This is a genomic window from Micromonospora rosaria (assembly GCF_001567585.1).
GTDB lineage: Bacteria > Actinomycetota > Actinomycetes > Mycobacteriales > Micromonosporaceae > Micromonospora > Micromonospora rosaria.
This window is the reverse complement of record NZ_LRQV01000057.1, coordinates 1-16,039: the sequence shown is the minus strand read 5'-3', so window position 1 is coordinate 16,039 and position 16,039 is coordinate 1. Positions and strand designations below refer to the sequence as shown.

The 16,039-nt window shown below is 71.5% G+C and carries 15 protein-coding genes, 2 tRNA genes and 2 pseudogenes; 13 read left to right on the top strand and 6 right to left on the bottom strand.

The window, feature by feature from the left end; all coding sequences use genetic code 11:
- Positions 1 to 3: 3 nt before the first annotated feature.
- Positions 4 to 765 carry a helix-turn-helix domain-containing protein gene (locus AWW66_RS16680; RefSeq protein WP_067366851.1) on the top strand — a complete coding sequence of 254 codons (762 nt, stop codon included), beginning with the start codon at positions 4 to 6 and terminating at the stop codon, positions 763 to 765.
- Here the strand turns inward: AWW66_RS16680 and AWW66_RS16675 are convergent.
- Entirely contained in the window at positions 697 to 1,272 is a 576-nt protein-coding gene (locus AWW66_RS16675; RefSeq protein WP_067366848.1) for a dihydrofolate reductase family protein, read from the bottom strand. The genes AWW66_RS16680 and AWW66_RS16675 overlap by 69 nt on opposite strands.
- 239 nt (positions 1,273 to 1,511) lie before the next feature.
- On the opposite strand from AWW66_RS16675, the gene AWW66_RS16670 reads away from it, so the two are divergent.
- Positions 1,512 to 2,045 (top strand): YbhB/YbcL family Raf kinase inhibitor-like protein, encoded by a 534-nt coding sequence (locus tag AWW66_RS16670; RefSeq protein ID WP_067366845.1) that lies wholly within the window; start codon positions 1,512 to 1,514, stop codon positions 2,043 to 2,045.
- A 149-nt stretch (positions 2,046 to 2,194) separates the two neighbouring features.
- Here AWW66_RS16670 and AWW66_RS16665 read toward each other — a convergent pair whose 3' ends face one another.
- Positions 2,195 to 2,905 (bottom strand): class I SAM-dependent methyltransferase, encoded by a 711-nt coding sequence (locus AWW66_RS16665; RefSeq protein WP_067366842.1) that lies wholly within the window; start codon positions 2,903 to 2,905, stop codon positions 2,195 to 2,197.
- Positions 2,906 to 3,116: 211 nt separating this feature from the next.
- Here AWW66_RS16665 and AWW66_RS16660 point away from each other — a divergent pair, with 211 nt between their 5' ends.
- Positions 3,117 to 4,934, top strand: a complete 1,818-nt coding sequence (locus AWW66_RS16660; protein WP_067366839.1) for a DUF6311 domain-containing protein — start codon at positions 3,117 to 3,119, stop codon at positions 4,932 to 4,934.
- 55 nt (positions 4,935 to 4,989) lie between these two features.
- On the opposite strand, the gene AWW66_RS16655 is transcribed toward AWW66_RS16660, so the two are convergent.
- Positions 4,990 to 5,763 (bottom strand): ferric iron reductase, encoded by a 774-nt coding sequence (locus AWW66_RS16655; protein WP_067366837.1) that lies wholly within the window; start codon positions 5,761 to 5,763, stop codon positions 4,990 to 4,992.
- Positions 5,764 to 6,037: 274 nt separating this feature from the next.
- Between AWW66_RS16655 and AWW66_RS16650 the strand changes: the two genes are divergently transcribed.
- Positions 6,038 to 7,564, top strand: coding sequence for a peptide deformylase (locus AWW66_RS16650; protein ID WP_067366835.1), 1,527 nt, complete (start codon positions 6,038 to 6,040; stop codon positions 7,562 to 7,564).
- Positions 7,565 to 7,653: 89 nt separating this feature from the next.
- On the opposite strand, the gene AWW66_RS16645 is transcribed toward AWW66_RS16650, so the two are convergent.
- Positions 7,654 to 8,772, bottom strand: coding sequence for a globin domain-containing protein (locus tag AWW66_RS16645; RefSeq protein WP_067366832.1), 1,119 nt, complete (start codon positions 8,770 to 8,772; stop codon positions 7,654 to 7,656).
- Between the two features lie 143 nt (positions 8,773 to 8,915).
- Here AWW66_RS16645 and AWW66_RS16640 point away from each other — a divergent pair, with 143 nt between their 5' ends.
- Positions 8,916 to 9,686, top strand: a complete 771-nt coding sequence (locus AWW66_RS16640) for a CPBP family intramembrane glutamic endopeptidase (protein ID WP_067366919.1) — start codon at positions 8,916 to 8,918, stop codon at positions 9,684 to 9,686.
- A 170-nt stretch (positions 9,687 to 9,856) separates the two neighbouring features.
- Here AWW66_RS16640 and AWW66_RS16635 read toward each other — a convergent pair whose 3' ends face one another.
- The gene (locus tag AWW66_RS16635; RefSeq protein WP_083978551.1) at positions 9,857 to 10,870 is read right to left on the bottom strand and encodes a hypothetical protein; all 1,014 of its coding nucleotides are present in this window, start codon (positions 10,868 to 10,870) and stop codon (positions 9,857 to 9,859) included.
- 686 nt (positions 10,871 to 11,556) lie between these two features.
- On the opposite strand from AWW66_RS16635, the gene AWW66_RS16630 reads away from it, so the two are divergent.
- The 8 genes and pseudogenes from AWW66_RS16630 (at position 11,557) to AWW66_RS34435 (ending at position 15,491) form a co-directional block, all read left to right on the top strand.
- Positions 11,557 to 11,647: transfer RNA gene (locus tag AWW66_RS16630), tRNA-Ser, on the top strand.
- A gap of 34 nt (positions 11,648 to 11,681) precedes the next feature.
- Positions 11,682 to 11,754 (top strand) — tRNA-Arg (locus AWW66_RS16625).
- Positions 11,755 to 12,252: 498 nt separating this feature from the next.
- Positions 12,253 to 12,399, top strand: a pseudogene (locus tag AWW66_RS33735) (transposase); the annotation flags it as partial.
- A gap of 65 nt (positions 12,400 to 12,464) precedes the next feature.
- The gene (locus tag AWW66_RS16620; protein ID WP_067366830.1) at positions 12,465 to 12,956 is read left to right on the top strand and encodes a winged helix-turn-helix domain-containing protein; all 492 of its coding nucleotides are present in this window, start codon (positions 12,465 to 12,467) and stop codon (positions 12,954 to 12,956) included.
- Positions 12,920 to 13,540 (top strand): transposase, encoded by a 621-nt coding sequence (locus tag AWW66_RS16615; protein ID WP_245648340.1) that lies wholly within the window; start codon positions 12,920 to 12,922, stop codon positions 13,538 to 13,540. Before AWW66_RS16620 ends, AWW66_RS16615 begins: the two co-directional genes overlap by 37 nt.
- Before the next feature lie 17 nt (positions 13,541 to 13,557).
- Positions 13,558 to 13,742, top strand: a pseudogene (locus AWW66_RS35370) (IS256 family transposase); the annotation flags it as partial.
- 202 nt (positions 13,743 to 13,944) lie between these two features.
- On the top strand, positions 13,945 to 14,544 hold the full coding sequence (locus tag AWW66_RS16610; protein ID WP_067366912.1) for an RNA polymerase sigma factor: 600 nt from the start codon (positions 13,945 to 13,947) through the stop codon (positions 14,542 to 14,544).
- A gap of 11 nt (positions 14,545 to 14,555) precedes the next feature.
- On the top strand, positions 14,556 to 15,491 hold the full coding sequence (locus AWW66_RS34435; RefSeq protein WP_245648343.1) for a CU044_5270 family protein: 936 nt from the start codon (positions 14,556 to 14,558) through the stop codon (positions 15,489 to 15,491).
- 74 nt (positions 15,492 to 15,565) lie between these two features.
- Here the strand turns inward: AWW66_RS34435 and AWW66_RS16600 are convergent, their stop codons facing one another.
- Positions 15,566 to 15,961, bottom strand: a complete 396-nt coding sequence (locus AWW66_RS16600) for a hypothetical protein (RefSeq protein WP_245648339.1) — start codon at positions 15,959 to 15,961, stop codon at positions 15,566 to 15,568.
- Positions 15,962 to 16,039 lie beyond the last annotated feature (78 nt).

Below are 16,039 nucleotides of genomic sequence, written 5' to 3'. Positions count from 1 at the left end.
GGCGTGGGGTTGGTGATCGCGTCGCGTTCCTCGGAGTCGCCGTGGATCTCCTCGGTGTGGGCCAGCCGCAGCGCCGGGGTGTCCCAGATGACCTCGATCGCGAGCGAGACCTGGGGGCTCGTGTTCTGGGAGTCCGAGGGGAGACCGTACGCGACTGTCTCGGGTCCGGAGGAGCGCGCGAGGGCGGCACCCGTACCCGGGGATGCTCGCTTCTTCGGCATCCAGTTCGCGGTCGGCACCGCGTTGCGGAAGGCGCCCACGTCGACGTTCCTGAACTCCGGGTTCGAGTTGCCCGACACGACGGCGGGGCGGTTCTGGCTCGACGGGGAGCGGTGGCCGACGCCACGGGTCGACGACGACGCCGAGGCGCTGGTGGCGCGGCTCGTCCGCAGTGGTGTCCTCGTGCAGGATCCGCTGGTGCGGGCGGCGCTGGACGGCCACCTGCCGGCCGGGACGACCCGGACCGTGGAGCGGAGGTTCCGGACCGTCACCGGGCTGACCCGGGGTGCGGTCGGGCAGATCGAGCGGGCCCGTGCCGCCGCGGACCTGCTCGCCGCCGGCGAGGAGGTGGGCGTCGTGGTCGGTCTGCTCGGGTACTACGACGAGCCGCACCTGGCGCGGGCGCTGCGGCGGTACGTGGGACGTACCGCCGGTCAGCTCCGGGGTGGCCTTGGCGGTGCGATCGCGTTGTCGCAGCTAGCGGACGATGTCGTAGACGGCCTTGAGGACGCCGTTGGGGTAGGCGGCGGACTCGCGCAGGGCTAGCCGCTGTTCGTCGCGCGCCCGCCCGGGGAAGACGCTCTTGCCGTCGCCGAGCAGCACCGGGAAGACCAGCAGGTTGTACCGGTCGATGAGGTCGGCGTCGGCCAGGCCGCAGGCGAGTGCGGCGCTGCCGTGGATGAAGATCGCGCCGCCGTCGGTCTCCTTGAGGGCGGCGACGTCCTTCACCGAGCGCAGGATCTGCTGCTCGCCCCACCCGCCGACGAGCGCGTCCTCGTCGAGGGTCGTGGAGACGACGTACTTCGGGAGGTCCCGGTAGTCGGCGTGGTCGTCGGACTGCGGCCACACCGAGGCGAAGGCCTCGTAGCTGCGGCGTCCGAACATCAGCGCGGTGGTCTCCTGAAGCTCCTCGCCCTTGAGCGAGTAGGAGTCGGGGTCGAACGGCGTGCGGAACACCCATCCGCCGTTGGGGTGTCCTTCGGCCGTGCCTCCCGGGGAGTCCACGATCCCGTCGAGCGAGATGAACCCGGTCCACACCAGTTCGCGCGTCACCACAGTCTCCGTATCCGTCGTCGAGCACCGCGCCCCGGCCGGAGTTCCCGCCCGTCGCGGCCACCTCCGGAAGGCTATCGACCGGGCGGTGCGGGGTCTTGGACGATAGCGACAGGGGTGTGCGCCGCGTCGGGTGTCCCGGTCGGGCGGATTCCGGATCGGTGGCGGTGGTCGGTTCGCCGGCTCCGGCGGGGTATGAAGGTGCGCAGACAATCCGCTCACCGGAAGGATCCGTCCCGATGACCCTGGAACGACCGATCGCCCCGGACCCGTACGAGCTGCTGCCGACCGTGGGGTCGTTCGCGTTGAGCAGCGACGACGTGCGCAACGGCGAGCCGATGGACGCGACGTACGCGCACGGCAGTGTCGGGGGTGGGAACGTCTCGCCGCACCTGTCCTGGTCCGGGTTCCCGGCCGAGACGAAGAGTTTCGTGGTCACCTGCTTCGACCCGGACGCGCCGACCGGCAGCGGTTTCTGGCACTGGGTGCTGGTCGACGTGCCGGTCTCGGTGACCGAGCTGGCGGGCGGGGTCGACGAGACCGGCCTGGGTGGGGCGTTCAGCATCCGCAACGACTACGGGGACACCGGGTACGGCGGGGCCGCCCCGCCGGCCGGGGACCGGCCGCACCGGTACGTCTTCGCGGTGCACGCGGTGGACGTGGAGCGGCTCGACGTGGGCCCCGGGGCGAGCCCGGCGTACGTGGGCTTCAACCTGGCCTTCCACACCCTGGCGCGGGCGGTCATCCGCCCCACGTACCAGGTGACCGCCTGATCCGACGCGGTCAGCGACGGTGACGTCCTGGTTGTCGTGGCCTCAACCTGTGGCGAAGGCCACGACAACCAGGACGTGGCGACCTGGGGGCAGACGGGGTGGGCCGGCGGGCGCTGCGGTGCGGGATGGGTGGGCCGCAGGGGGTGGGGTCAGCCGGGGACGCGGGCGACGGCGAAGACGGACTGGCCGAACGGCGGCAGGACGAGCTGCTCGGCGGCCTTGGTCGCGGGCAGGACCAGGGTGTCGTACACCTTGACCATGGGGCCCTCCTTCGGCATCAGCCGGAAGACCTTGGTGGCCATGAAGTAGCCGATCAGGCCGAGCGCGTTGGCGTAGTGGATCTTCTCGACCCGCAGGCCCGCCTCGGTCATCGCGGCGGCCAGGGTCTTCTTGGTGTACCGGCGGACGTGGCCGGTGGCGATGTCGGCGGGGCTCATCGCGAACATGAACGCCGGCACGATGATGATCACGGCACCGCCGGGGCGGACCAGCTCCCGCATGCTGCTCAGCGCGCCGACGTGGTCGTCGATGTGCTCCAGGACGTTGTACGACACGGCCGCGCTGTAGTCGCCGTCCTCGGAGTGCGGCAGCAGCATCTGCCGTACCTCGATGGTGGGCTGGTCGGCGAGCCGTTCCTTGAGGGAGATCAGCCGGTCCGGGTCCGCCTCGGTGGCGGTGAAGCGGGGGACGTGCGGCGCCCACTCCAGGGCGTAGTCGCCCAGGCCGCTGCCGATCTCGATGGGATCGTCGCCGAGGTACGGCAGGGCCAGCTCAACGAACCATCTGCGGTGGTTGACCGCGGTGGCCAGGCCTTCGAGCACCTCGGACTGGATGCGCTGATCCCCAGTGATTTCTGCCATCGTCGTCGATTCCTCACGGTATGACTGGACCCGCGCCTGGACCGACAGAGTGAATCATCCGACCCGACCGGTTCGGAAGCGGGGGACCGGGATGGCCGAATTGCGGGTCGGGGGCGGCGCGAGATCGGCGGTCAGCGAACCCGGCACATATTACGTCAGTACCCCGAAACCTGCACGGTGCCGCCTTCGCCTCACTACGATCCGAATTGCCATGACTACTCCTCATTCGGACCCGTGTCCGTCCGTCGGCACCGGTGAACAGGGTGCCGACCAGGCAGCGCGACGCCGGGCCGGGCGGTGGGTGGACGTCGCCGCCGGGCTCAGCTTCGTCCTGCTGGCCTTCTGGGTGACGCTGCGACTCTGGCTGGACCCCCGGCAGGACATCCGGGACAACCTCTCCGACCAGGCGCTCTTCGAATGGATGATGGCGCACGGTGCTCGGGTGGTGACTGATTTCGACTATCCGTTCGGCTCGAATCGGATGAATGTGCCGGACAGTGTCAATTTGGTGGCAAATACGTCCGTATTGTCGGTATCAATACCCTTGTCCCCGGTGACCCTGCTGGCCGGTCCGCGCGCCGCCTTTCTGGTCTTTCTCACCGGTGGCCTGATCCTCACCGCCACCGCCTGGTACCTGGTGCTCTCCCGGGCGCTGATCGGCAGCCGGGGCCCGGCCTGGCTGGGCGCGGCGTTCTGCGCGTACGCCCCGGCGATGGTGTCGCACGCCAACGCCCACCCGAACATCGTCGCCCAGTACGTCGTACCGCTGATCGTGTGGCGGACCCTGCGGCTGGCCGAAGCGGGCCGCTGGCTGCGCAACGGCGTCCTGCTCGGGCTGCTCATCGTCTGGCAGGCCTTCATCAACCTGGAGGTGCTGCTGGTGACCGCGATCGGTCTCGGGGTGGTGGTCGCCGCGCTGGCCCTCGGCCGCCCCGACCTGCGCCGGGGTACCCGCCCGTTCCTGGCCGGCCTCGCCGTCGCCGCCGTGCTCTCCGCGGTGCTCCTGGCGTACCCGCTCTACGTCCAGTTCTTCGGCCCCGGCGCGTACCAGGGGCTGTCCCGGCTGATCCGGGGCTACTCCACCGACCTGGCCTCGTTCGTCTCGTTCGCCGGGGAGTCGCTCGCCGGGGACCCCCGGGCCACCGCCCACCTGGCCCGCAACCCCACCGAGGAGAACGGCTTCTTCGGCTGGCCACTGGTCATCCTGGTGGCGGCCCTGGTGTGGTGGATGCGGCGCAGCCCGGTCGTGCTCGGCCTGGCCGTCCTCGGCGGGCTGCTGGCCGTGCTCTCGCTGGGCCGGGAGATCCGCTTCGCCGGCCGGGACACCGGCGTCCCCGCGCCCTGGGCGGCCCTGGAGAACCTGCCGATCCTGCACTCCGTGGTGCCCACCCGCTGGTCGCTGGCGCTCGTCCCGGTGGTCGGGCTGCTGCTGGCGCTCGGCGCGGAGCGGGTCCGGCTGCTCGCCCGGGAGCATCCGGAGCAGCGGCGGCAGATCCGCGCGGTCACCGGTCTCGTCCTGGCGATGGCGCTGGTGCCGGTGCTGCCCACCCCGCTGCCCACCACCCGCTTCGAGCCGACCCCGGAGTTCGTCACCTCGGGGGCCTGGCGGCCGTACCTGGCCGGCGGGCGCAGCCTGGTCACCCTGCCCCTGCCGGACACCGAGTACGCCGAGCCGCTGCGCTGGTCGGCCCGGACCGGTCTGGAGATGCCGCTGGCCCAGGGCTACTTCCTCGGGCCGGACACCCGCCCGGACGCGCCCGAGGGGCCGATCGCGCTGTACGGCGCGACGCCCCGACCGACCAGCGAGTTCTTCGACACGATCCGCAGCACCGGGGAGGTGCCGGCGGTCACCGGGCGGGACCGGGCCGCCGCCCTGACGGACCTGCGGTACTGGCGGGCGGGGGTGGTGGTGCTCGGTCCGCACCGGCAGGAGGAGGCGCTGCGGCGGGGGATGACCGAGCTGACCGGGATCGAGCCGACCCGTACCGGTGGGGTGTGGCTCTGGGACGTCCGCCCGCTGACCGGCTGACCGACCCGGGAGAAAACGGTGGGTGATCCGTGACCGGCCGGGTGGGTGGGGTCGGTCAGGAGCGGATGCAGCAGCCCTGGCAGAGCTTCGGGCTGGGCAGGGTGAAGGCCAGGCAGCAGGTGCGCCGCTGCACGGTCGGCTCGCCGGTCGGGCCGGGCACCAGGTCGACGAGGTCGGCCAGGTCGAGGACGCCGAGCAGGGTCTGCACGGTCTGCGTCGAGGGACCGGGCAGCGCGTCGGCGGCGCGCAGGATGCCGTGCGCGATGCCGGAGGCCACCGAGCCGAGCAGGGCGCGGGTGCCGATGCGGACCTCCCGCTGGATCGCCGTGATCAGCGGGGCGAGGTGGGCGTCGAGCAGGGTGGCGCGCAGCAGGCGGAGCAGGTCGGCCTCGTCGGCGACGATCCGGACCTGGGGCAGGCCGAGCAGGGCCAGCGGGTCGCCGGGCAGCACCGCGACGGTGGTCGACGGGCGCAGGCCCAGGGTGACCGGGCGCTGCGGGCCGAGGTCGACCAGCACGTCGGCCGGCACGGCCAGCGGCACCCGGCGGGCGGCGGCCCAGCCCAGCACCACCGGCAGCGCCGCCCAGTAGCTGTAGGCCTTCCACGCCACGGCGGCGCTGCCGTGCGGGGGGCCGCCCCAGCGACGGGCGGCGTCGGCCAGCAGGTCGGGCAGTCGGCTGCCGTCGATCAGCGTGCTCGCCGGGGCCCAGCCGAGGTCGTCGGCGACCAGCAGGCCGGGGGCGAGGCCGGGCAGGTCGTCGGTGCCGAACATGGCGCGCAGGGTGGCGGTCACCGGCGCGAGCGGGGCGGCGGCGTGCTGCCTCGGCATCACCGCTGTCATCAGCACCCACCCCCCGGACCGGACCGTCGATCACCGTCAGCTAAGGCTAGCCTAACCACACTCGGTCGGGTGGGGAAGTCGTGGGATCGGCCGATCGGGGCCGGCGCTGGCGTCTTCCCGCCGGGCAGAGCAGGAAACGTGGGGCGTTTCACTCGCAGATCATCTCGGTGTGCTTGTCAAGGGAAGTGTCGGCAACGGGGCAGTCCTGTGCGGGTTCCGGCACGGAACGTGAGACTTGTGCTACCCGGCAACGAGGAAGCTGATGACGACATCCCCACTCGACCGGGCCGCCGACTCCTTCGCGGCCGAGCTCGCCCGGCACCGCACGGGTCGGGGGCTGTCCAAGAAACAGCTCGCCACGATGATGGGATTCGACCCGTCGTACGTCAGCCACGTCGAGGGCCGCCGGCACCGCCCCACCGAGGACTTCGCCCGCCGGGCGGAGGCCGTCCTGGAGGCCAGCGGCGCGATCTGGCAGCGCTACCGGGAGTACGACGAGCTGCGGCACGCCCGGACCATCCCGGCGCACCGGGAGCCGCCCCCACCCGGGCAGTGGCTGCCCCCCGGCACCGGCCTGATCGTGGAACGGGAGATCGCCTCCCTCACGTACACCGACGACGGGTACCGGTGCGTCATCCGGCGGGAGCTGTACAACGCCGGCACCGAGCCGGTCACCCGCTACCTCGCCCGGGTGGCCGTCGACCGGTACCCGACCGACCCCGGCCGCTCCAACCGGCACCACCGGGAGCACCCGCTGACCTTCGCCGAGCTGCAACTGCACGCCGTCCGGGAGGACGGTGCCGAGCAGGAGCCGATGCACTGGCGGGCCAAGCACGACCGGGACGCGTTCAAGGAGATCTGGCTGCTCTTCGAGAACGGCGACCGACGCTTCCCGCTCTACCCGGGGCACCGGGCCACCATCGAGTACGCCTACCAGGTCGGGCGGGACAAGTGGGGGCCCTGGTTCCAGCGGGCCGTCCGGCTGCCGACCCGGCACCTGGCCGTCCGGCTGGACCTGCCGGCCGAGCTGGACCCGCAGGTCTGGGGAGCGGAGACCTCGCTGTCGGCCGAGGAGGGGCCGCTGCGTACCCCCGTGCACCGGCGCGACGAGGGCGGCCGGGCGGTCTTCGAGTGGTCGACCGAGGAGCCGCCGCTCAACGCCCGCTACCGGATGCAGTGGCGGTTCCGCAGCCAGCCCGGCGTTGACCCGGACGAGACGGAGTCCGGTGCCCCGGTCCGCGCCAGCGACCGGATGCGCGAGTTCGGCATCGTGCAGCGCGGCGCCGACCTGCTGCGGCAGCCGGCCCGCCAGTTCGACCTGCCCGGCCAGGAGCCGATCGCCCGGGACGTGGTCGACCGGTTGACCGCCGCGCTGGCCCGGCTGGACGAACTGCACCCGTTCTCCAAGGGCGTCGGCCTCGCCGCCCCGCAGCTCGGTCTCGGCTGGGCGGCGGCGGTGGTCCGCCCGCCGGGCCGTGGCGCCGAGCCGGTGGTCCTGCTCAACCCCCGGGTGGTGGACGCCGCCCCGGACACCGACGAGCAGTACGAGGGCTGCCTCTCCTTCTTCGACCACCGGGGTCTGGTGCCCCGGCCGCTCCGGCTCGACGTCGAGCACGCCCACTGGGACGGCAGCCGGATGATCACGTCTTTCGAGTTCGGCATGGCCCGGCTGGTGGCCCACGAGGTCGACCACCTCGACGGACGCCTCTACGTCGACCGGATGGCACCGGGCGTGCCCCTGGTGCCGGTCGAGGAGTACCGGGAGACCGGCCACCCCTGGCGGTACTGACCCCACGGCGGCTGCCCGGCGACGGGGGGCCGGGTCGCGTGCCCCAGGGGGCAGGGGCACGCGACCCGGCATTGGGGGGAGGAAAGTCGTCAGAGGTTGCCGAACGTGTCGTACCGGATCCGCGACGGCGGCACCTCGTCCTCGGCGAGCGCCCGCAGGGTGGCCCGGACCATCCGCGCCGAGCCGGAGACGTAACAGTCGTGGTTGGTCCACGGCCCGTACCGGGTGACCACGTCGGAGACGGCACCCCGCTCGCCGTCGAAGTCCGGGTCCTCGCTGCACGCCGGGGTCACCGACAGCCACGGGTGCGCCTCGACCAGCTCGCGCAGCCCCGGCAGGGCGTACAGGTCCGCCGGGCGGCGCGCCCCGTAGAAGACGTGCACCCAGCGGGTCCGGTTGTACGTGGCCAACTCCTCGACCAGCGCCTTGACCGGGGCCAGGCCCACCCCGCCCGCCACCGCCAGGATGTCCCGGGTGGAGGAGCGGTCCAGGGTCATCGACCCCATCGGCGCGGCCAGCCGGAGCAGGTCACCGGGGCGGACCCGGCGGACCAGGGCACCGGAGAGCCAGCCCGCCCCGGTCGGCGTGCGGACGTGGAACTCCAGCACGTTGTCGTCGTTGGGGGCGTTCGCCACCGAGTACGTCCGCCACACCCGGGGCAGGTACCGAGGCACCTCGACGCTGACGTACTGGCCGGCCCGCCAGGGCAGCGGGTACTGCAACGCGCGGCAGGTCAGCACCGCCGTGTCGGGGCCGACCCGCTCGTGGGTCAGCACCTCGCCGTGCCAGAACGGCGGGTTCCGGTCGTTCTCCGCCCCGGCCATCATCTTCGCCGAGATCGCCGCGTACGCGTCCCGCCACGCCTGGTCGTACTCCAGGTTCCAGTCGTCGCCGGCGGTGCTGCGCAGCGCGTCCATCAGGGCGACGCCCATGGTCGCGTAGTGCGCCGGGTCGACGTGGTACTTGCGGTGGTCCCGGCCCAGCGCGCGCAGGTACTCGTCGAAGCTCTCCGGGTCGTCGACGGTCTGCGTCGCGGTGACGATCGCCTCCAGCAGCCGGTCGCCCTGCCCGGACATCTCGGCCGGGAACAGCGTGCGCAGCTCCGGGTCGAGGAGGAAGAGCCGCGCGTAGAAGTGTCCACTCAGCCGTTCCCGGTCGGACTCGACCAGGGTCCAGCTCTCCTTCAGCAGCCGCGCGAAGTGCTCCACTGGCACGCTCCCTCGGGTGACGGCGATCGGGCCATCACAGGATGGGCACGGAGCGTGCACAGCGGTCGCACAGAATGTGCGACCGGCTCACACTGGTGACCTTGCCCCTGCCGGCGGGCCGCCGCGTCGGGCACAGTGGTGCGGTGACGGTCGAGCTCACCCGCCAGGCGTCCCGACGGACCCTCGGCACCGAAACGTTGCTGGTCCTCGGGCTCTCCCTCGGTCAGTCAGCCGTGTACGCGATGGTCTCCATCGTCGCCAAGCTGACCGCCGAGGGCGGACTGTCGAGACAGACCGCCGCCCTGAACACCTCCGCGTCACCCCGGCCGTACCTGGACCTGACGTACCAACTGCTCGGTCTCGCCTTCGCGATGCTGCCGGTGCTGCTCGCCGTACACCTGGTCAACCGCGACCCCGGAAACGCGATCCGCACCCTCGGCCTGGACGCCCGGCGGCCCGGGTCGGACCTGGCCCGGGGCGCCGGGCTGGCGGCCCTGATCGGCCTGCCCGGCCTGGCGTTGTTCTGGGTGGCCGCGCACCTCGGTCTCAACGCCAGCCTGGTGCCGGCGGCGCTACCCGACTACTGGTGGGCGGTGCCGGTGCTGATCCTCGCCGCCGTGAAGAACGCCGTCCTGGAGGAGGTGATCGTGGTCGGGTACCTGGTCACCCGGCTGCGGCAGCTCCAGTGGCGGGTCGGCGTGATCATCGCGACCAGCGCCGTCCTGCGCGGCACCTACCACCTGTACCAGGGCTTCGGGGCGTTCGTCGGCAACGTGGTGATGGGCATCGTCTTCACGTACTTCTTCCTGCGGACCCGGCGGGTGATGCCGCTGGTCGTGGCGCACACGCTGCTCGACATCGTGGCCTTCGTCGGCTACTCCCTGCTGCCCCGCGAATGGTTCGACTGGCTCTGACCCCTCCCACCGTCCCTGCTCTGCCCGCGGTCCCTGCTCTGCCTGCTGTTCCTGTTCTGCCCGCTGCTTTCGGCGGTGTGGACCGCTGTCGAGCCGTGTCGGCCCGTGCGCCGCCCGCCACGGGGCTTGCGGTCGGACGGTCCCGGCGGCCCCGGCGGGGCGGACCCCGGTCAGCCGGCGCGGTAGGCGGCGACCGCGCGGGCGGCGAGCCGTCGCGTCGCGGCATCGGCCCCGGCCGCTGCGGCCAGCACCGCAGCGCCCGGCAGCAGACGCGCGGCGAGCCGGACCGGCAGCCACTCCCCACCGGTCAGGGGCGCCGCGAGTCGCCACGCCGCCCCCAGCGCCGACGGCCACGGCCCCGCCGCCGGCCGAGGGCCACCGTCCGGATCCCGGGCCGCCGCCCTGGCCGCGTCCAGCGCCGCCCGCGCCCGGTCGCTGTCGGCGTGCACCCGGGTCAGCACCAGCAACTCCACCGCCCGGTCCGGGTGACCCGGGTCCCGGCCGTAGGCCGCCGCGAGGTGCAACACCAGGTCGGCCTGCGCCCAGAGCACCGCCGCCACCTCCACGGCCGGGGCGAGCAGCCCGGCCGTCGTGGCCGCCGCCCCACCCACGCCGGCCCGCCGCACGAACCGTGCGGTGGCGAGCCGGGCCAGCCCGGCCGCGTCGGCCTGCGGGTACACCGCCCGCACCTCGTCGACCCAGGCCCGCGCGGCCGGCCCCCGCACCTCGACGGCCGCCAGGGCGAGCAACTCCGGCGCCAACTCCGGCCGGTCGCGCAGCCGCCCGGCCGTCCACCGCAGGTCACCTCCCCCGGTACGCCCGTCCGCCGGCCCGCTCCCAGGTCGGTGTACCTCCGTCGGCTCGCCGTCGGGCCGCTGCGCGACGTCCGCCGGCCTGGGCTGCTGCGCGACGTCCGGCGGCTCGTTCTCGGGGCGCTGCGCGATGTCCGGTGGGGTGGACGGGCCGACCGGTGCCGTGCCGGCCGTCAGGGACCCGGTGACCGATTCCGGCGGCATGGCCGTCCGGCGGGTGGGCGCCTTCCGGGTGGTGGGTGTCTTCCGGGTCCGGGCGGTCCCCTTCTCGGCGGGCGTGGTCCCCTTCTCGGCGGGCGTGGTCCCGTCGGTGGCCTCGGTGGGCGTTCCGCCGGAGGGCGTGACCCGGCTCGCGGCGGCGCTCTTGCGCACCGGGGTCCTTCGTCCGGTCGCCGGCGTGGATCCGGTGGTCGACCTGGTGCGCGCGGGGGTGCTGCGGGCCGGCCCGGGATCATCGCCCGTCGAGCCGGCGCTGTGGTCCGACCCACTCTCCGTCCCGGTGGCCGGCTCCGGTCCCGTCACCGACCCCACCGGCTCACCGCCTGGGGCGGGCTCGACCTGCTCCCGGCTGGGCGTCGGCTCGACCTGCTCGCCAACCGGCGGAGACTCGGCCGGCAGAGGGAGGCTCGGTGCGGTGGTGGTCGTGCGGCTCGACGGGGCCGACCGGCGGCGCGGTACGGGAGCCGTACCGTCGGGCGGGGGATCCTGCGGAGGCTGGAAGAGCACGGTCGGGGCTGCCTTCGCCCGGCGCGCCGGCTTTCGCGGCGGCTCGGTCGGCTCCGGTTCCCCGGGCCGGGGTGGTGGCGGGGTGAAGCTCGCCTCCGGCGGGCGGCTTCCGGGCGTACCCGCTCGGGGTCTGCGGCTCGGTCGGCGGGGCTGGTCGCTGGGCGGCTGCTCCTCCATATCGATGGAGGGTAGCCCCGATCCGGGCGTCCCACCGGGGAAAATGTGGCTGGCGGTCGGCGGCGGCGGGGCACGGCGCGGCGGGCGGGATAGTCGCTTTGCCCCGGGTGGGTGGGGGCCTGTATCCTCAGGCGCGGTGGTCTGCAGGCCACCAGGGAGACTTCGCCTAGTCTGGTCTATGGCGCCGCACTGCTAATGCGGTTGGGGTCTTAAAGCCCCTCCCGGGTTCGAATCCCGGAGTCTCCGCGCGAAAGCCGGTGTGTAGACTGGCCAAGCACCAGCGCCCGTAGCTCAACGGATAGAGCATCTGACTACGGATCAGAAGGTTAGGGGTTCGAGTCCCTTCGGGCGCACAAGATCACAAGGGGTCTGACCTGCCGATACGGCAGTCAGGCCCCTTCGCTTTTCTGTCTCCTGTGGACGGTTGGGTGCTCGGTGGGTGCTCGTGCGACGAGCATCCCTCATGTCCTGGCCCGTCCAGCGGTGGCCGTCGTGTCCGGGTGGTTCTTGATCATGCTTCCGGTGCTGGCTCGGAAGCCAGATGGCGGGCCGGGGCTCTGTGAGTAGGCGCGCTGCTCTCCCTGGCGGGTTTCTCGGTGCTGGCGATGCGGCATGTTTCGGGGTCGTTCTGTGCGGGGTCCGTCGTACCCGCTGAGCCTCGCTGTCCCACCAGCGCGACGGTTTTGCCGTCAGGGCTTCCTCGCGGACGGGGACTTCGGCGGGCGAGCTGGAACTCCTCGATGGTGACGTGAGCTTCGCCAACAACGCCGGCGGCTCCTCGATGTACGTTATCCCCGTTGACCGCACGTGGATCCGGCGCGGCCATTTCCGCCATCCCCGCGCGACGTAACGACAAGAGGCGCGGCTGGTATCCGACGGTGATCCGCCTGTGGGACGAGGCCTGGGCCCAGTTCATCCCGCTCCTCGACTACGACCTAGAGAATCCGCAGGGTCATCTGCTCCACGCCGCGATCGAGTCACTCAACACCCGCTACAGATCTTGAAAGGCCAGCTTGGTCCACTGTGATGGGTGACCTTGCCGCTCGCGGGTAGATCCCTTGGTATGAGGTATCCCGATGGTGGTGGCCTGTCGGCGCGGGGGCGGGCCAAGCGTGAGGTGGTACGGCGGCAGGCGGCCGGGTGGTTCGCCGAGGGGGTTTCGGTGCCGGAGATCGCGGCGCGGTTGCGGGTGTCGCAGACCGCGGTGTACGGCTGGCGGCAGCGGTGGCGGGCCGGAGGTGCGGACGCTCTGGCGTCGAAAGGCCCCGGTGGTTCACGGTGTCGCCTCGACGAGCCTCGCCTGCGGCGGCTGGCCGAAGCGTTGGATGAGGGTCCGGCGGCGCACGGGTTCGGTGACGATCAACGCTGGACCCTGGCGCGGGTGTCGGATGTGATCGCTCGGCTGTTCCACACCCGGTACACGCTGCGCGGCACCTCCTATCTGCTGCACCGGATCGGCTGGTCGGTGCAGGTCCCGGCGCATCGGCCGGTGGAACGTGACGAGGATGCGGTGATGACGTGGCGGCGGGAGGTGTGGCCGGCGGGAAAACGGTAGCGGCGCAGCGTAGGGCGTGGATCGTCTTCGAGGACGAGGCCGGTCAGACGCTGCGCCCGCCCAAGGCCCGTACGTGGGGCCGACGCGGCCACACGCCGGTCGTGCCGACCTCCGGCAAGGGCTCCGGCCGGATCTCCATCGCGGGTCTGACCTGCTACAAGCCCGGACGCCGGCCTCGCCTGATCTACCGCACCATCACCCACCGCGGCCGTAAGGGTGAGCGGCGCAGCTTCGCCGAAGCCGACTACATCGCCCTGCTCGACGCCGCCCACCAGCAGCTCGGCGGCCCGATCGTCCTCGTCTGGGACAACCTCAACACCCACATCAGCGCAGCGATGCGCCAGATGATCGCCGCCCGGGACTGGCTGACCGCGATCCGGCTGCCCGCCTACGCTCCGGACCTCAACCCTACCGAGGGCGTCTGGTCCCACCTGAAACGCAGCATCGGCAACCTAGCCGTCACCGGCCTCGACCACCTCCTCGCGATCATCAAGAACCGGCTCAAACGCATCCAGTACCGCCCCGACCTACTCAACAGCTTCCTCGCGCATACCGGCCTGACCCTCGACGCCGGCTCAACCTAACTTTTCAAGATCTGTAGCGGCGGGCGGTCAAGGCCTGCGGCCACTTCACCAAGGAGCAGGACGCGTTCAAGTATCTGTGCTGGTGACCCGGTCACTGGAACCTGCCGGAGCAGGAAGAATCCGATGGACGATGCGCTGGAAGCCCTCGTGGAACGCCTTCGACAAGACGTTCAGCGACCGCTTTCCGGCCGCTGATACCTACTACCAAGATCACCGGAAGCACCGTTGGCGAGAGACAGTCTCGACACTCTCCGGGCGGTGAGAGAAAGGGGGCGTCGAAGCGGTGCGGGCCAGGGCGGTCGCGGTCGCGTGAACTCGAAAGGGTCGGGGTGGCGATACATGGGTGAGGGCAGTTGCGTGCTGGAGGGGGTCTGACGTGAGGCGAGCTGTTTGTTGTGCCGGGCATGCTGGCTGACCGGCAGCTTGAGGCGGAGCTGGAGTCGGACGCCTGGTACGTGGAGGCTTCTCTGGTTGAGCGGTCCCAGTTCACCGTCTTGTACGACCGGCATGCCGCTGCGTTGTACCGGTATGCGCACGGGCGGGTGGGCGCGGCGGTCGTTGACGACGTGGTGTCGGAGACGTTCTTGGTCGCGTTTCGGCGACGACACCGATACGACCTCTCGCGGCCGGACGCACGCCCGTGGCTGTTCGGGATCCTGACGAAGGAGATTTCGCATTATCGGCGTCGGGAGCAGGCGCGTTACCGAGCCATGGCGCGATCCGAGCCGACCGGTACCGCACCCGATCACGCGGAGTGGGTGGTGGCTGGGGCTGCGGCCCAGGCGATCCGAGTACCCCTGGCGGGTGCCCTCGCGGAATTGCCGGCGAGGGATCGCGACGTCCTGTTGCTGATCGCCTGGGGAGAACTCAGCTACGAGGAGACCGCCCGGGCTCTCGGCATCCCCATTGGGACGGTGCGCTCCCGCCTGAACCGCGCCCGTCGCAAGCTCGCAAGTGCGCTTGGCGGCAGTGATCCGACACGAGTGGCAGAGGAGTCGATGTGAACGACCGGCAGATGGTCGATCAGGTCAGGGCGTTGCTCGAACCTGCGGAGCCGCCATCTCACCTGCGAGGGCGGGTGGGAAGTGTGATCGCCGGGGCGGCGGGACCGGCACGATCGGGAAGGACGCGGTGGAGACTTGCCACGGTCGGTGCCGTGGCCACGACGGGTGTGCTTGCCCTGCTGGTCAGCTCGGTGGTCAGCATCGGTGGAGACCCGCCCGCTGCAACCGCCCAAGCGGCGGAGATCCTGCACCGGGCCGCTGACGCCGCACGCGCTGACCAGACCCCCGCCCCGCGGCCTGATGAGTTCGTCCTGACCGAGAGCAAGGAATACTTCCCCGTCGTCGGGCAGAAGGACGCCGGGACGAGCGTCACCCGCTCGTGGATGTCCGTCGACGGCACCCACGATGGCTTGATCTGGACCAGCGACCCGGCGGCCGGCGGGAGGCAGCGCACGGTGATCCCGGGCTGTCGAGGTGGACGGGCCGCAGAGTGGGGACCGGAAGGCAACCTCCTGAACTCGACCCGGCCGTGCACGCCAGCGCCGGCCTACTTGAGCGGGCTGCCGACCGATGCCGCTGCCATGCTGACCTATCTGAAGGGGATGAGCAAGGACACCGAGGTGAGCAGCGAGCAGACGTTCGCCAACGTGGGGGTTCTGATCCGACGTGGATACCTGCCCGCACAATCCCGGGCGGCGCTGTACGAGGCGGCCACGAAGATCCCCGGGGTGGTCGCGTCCCCAACCGTGACCGACGCTGCGGGCCGCGCCGGCACCGCAGTGTCCCTTCCCGGGAGCATCGATCGCTACGACCTCATCTTCGACCCGCAGACCTATCAGTTTCTTAGCTGGCAGACCGTACCGGTGGCTGCGGACGTCGGCCAGCAAGCGCGGCATGAGGTGATCTTGAACGTGACCATTGTCGACCGGGCCGGACAGACGTCGTAGAGCTCACGCCGACAGTGTGAACGAGTGAAGGGTGGCTGCCGGGGCTGGAGCCACCCTTCACTCGCATCAGAGGGTCACGGCCAATACTGGTAAGGGCTGCTGCCGCCCCCGATTACCGAGCCGTTCTGGTTGAAGGTGTCGACGAGGGTGTAGGCGGATCCACTGCTTCCGGATCCCGTGTTGTGGGTGGCGGCTGGGTAAGCACCGAGGTGGTCCGTCACGACGGTGTACTTGTAGTAGGGCGTGCCATTGACGTGGATGTACACGCGGGCGGTGCCGTAGTACACGGCACCGTTCCAGGAGTTGACGTAGAAGTCGCCCTTGTGCTGGTTGTTGGTCCAGCTGATGCAGACGCCCAGGCCGGCAGTGTTCCTGCAACCGCCCCCGCTGGCCAGCGGGGGCGCAGACTTCTGCATTTCGGCGGCAGCCTTGAGCGCCCTCTCCGAGGGCGGCGGGGGGTTCTTCTCCACCCAGTAGGTGACGTTGGGGTTAGTAGTGCTTTGTTAGGTTGTTGTGGCGTGTCGCTTGTTTGAGCGTCGTGGTGGTGT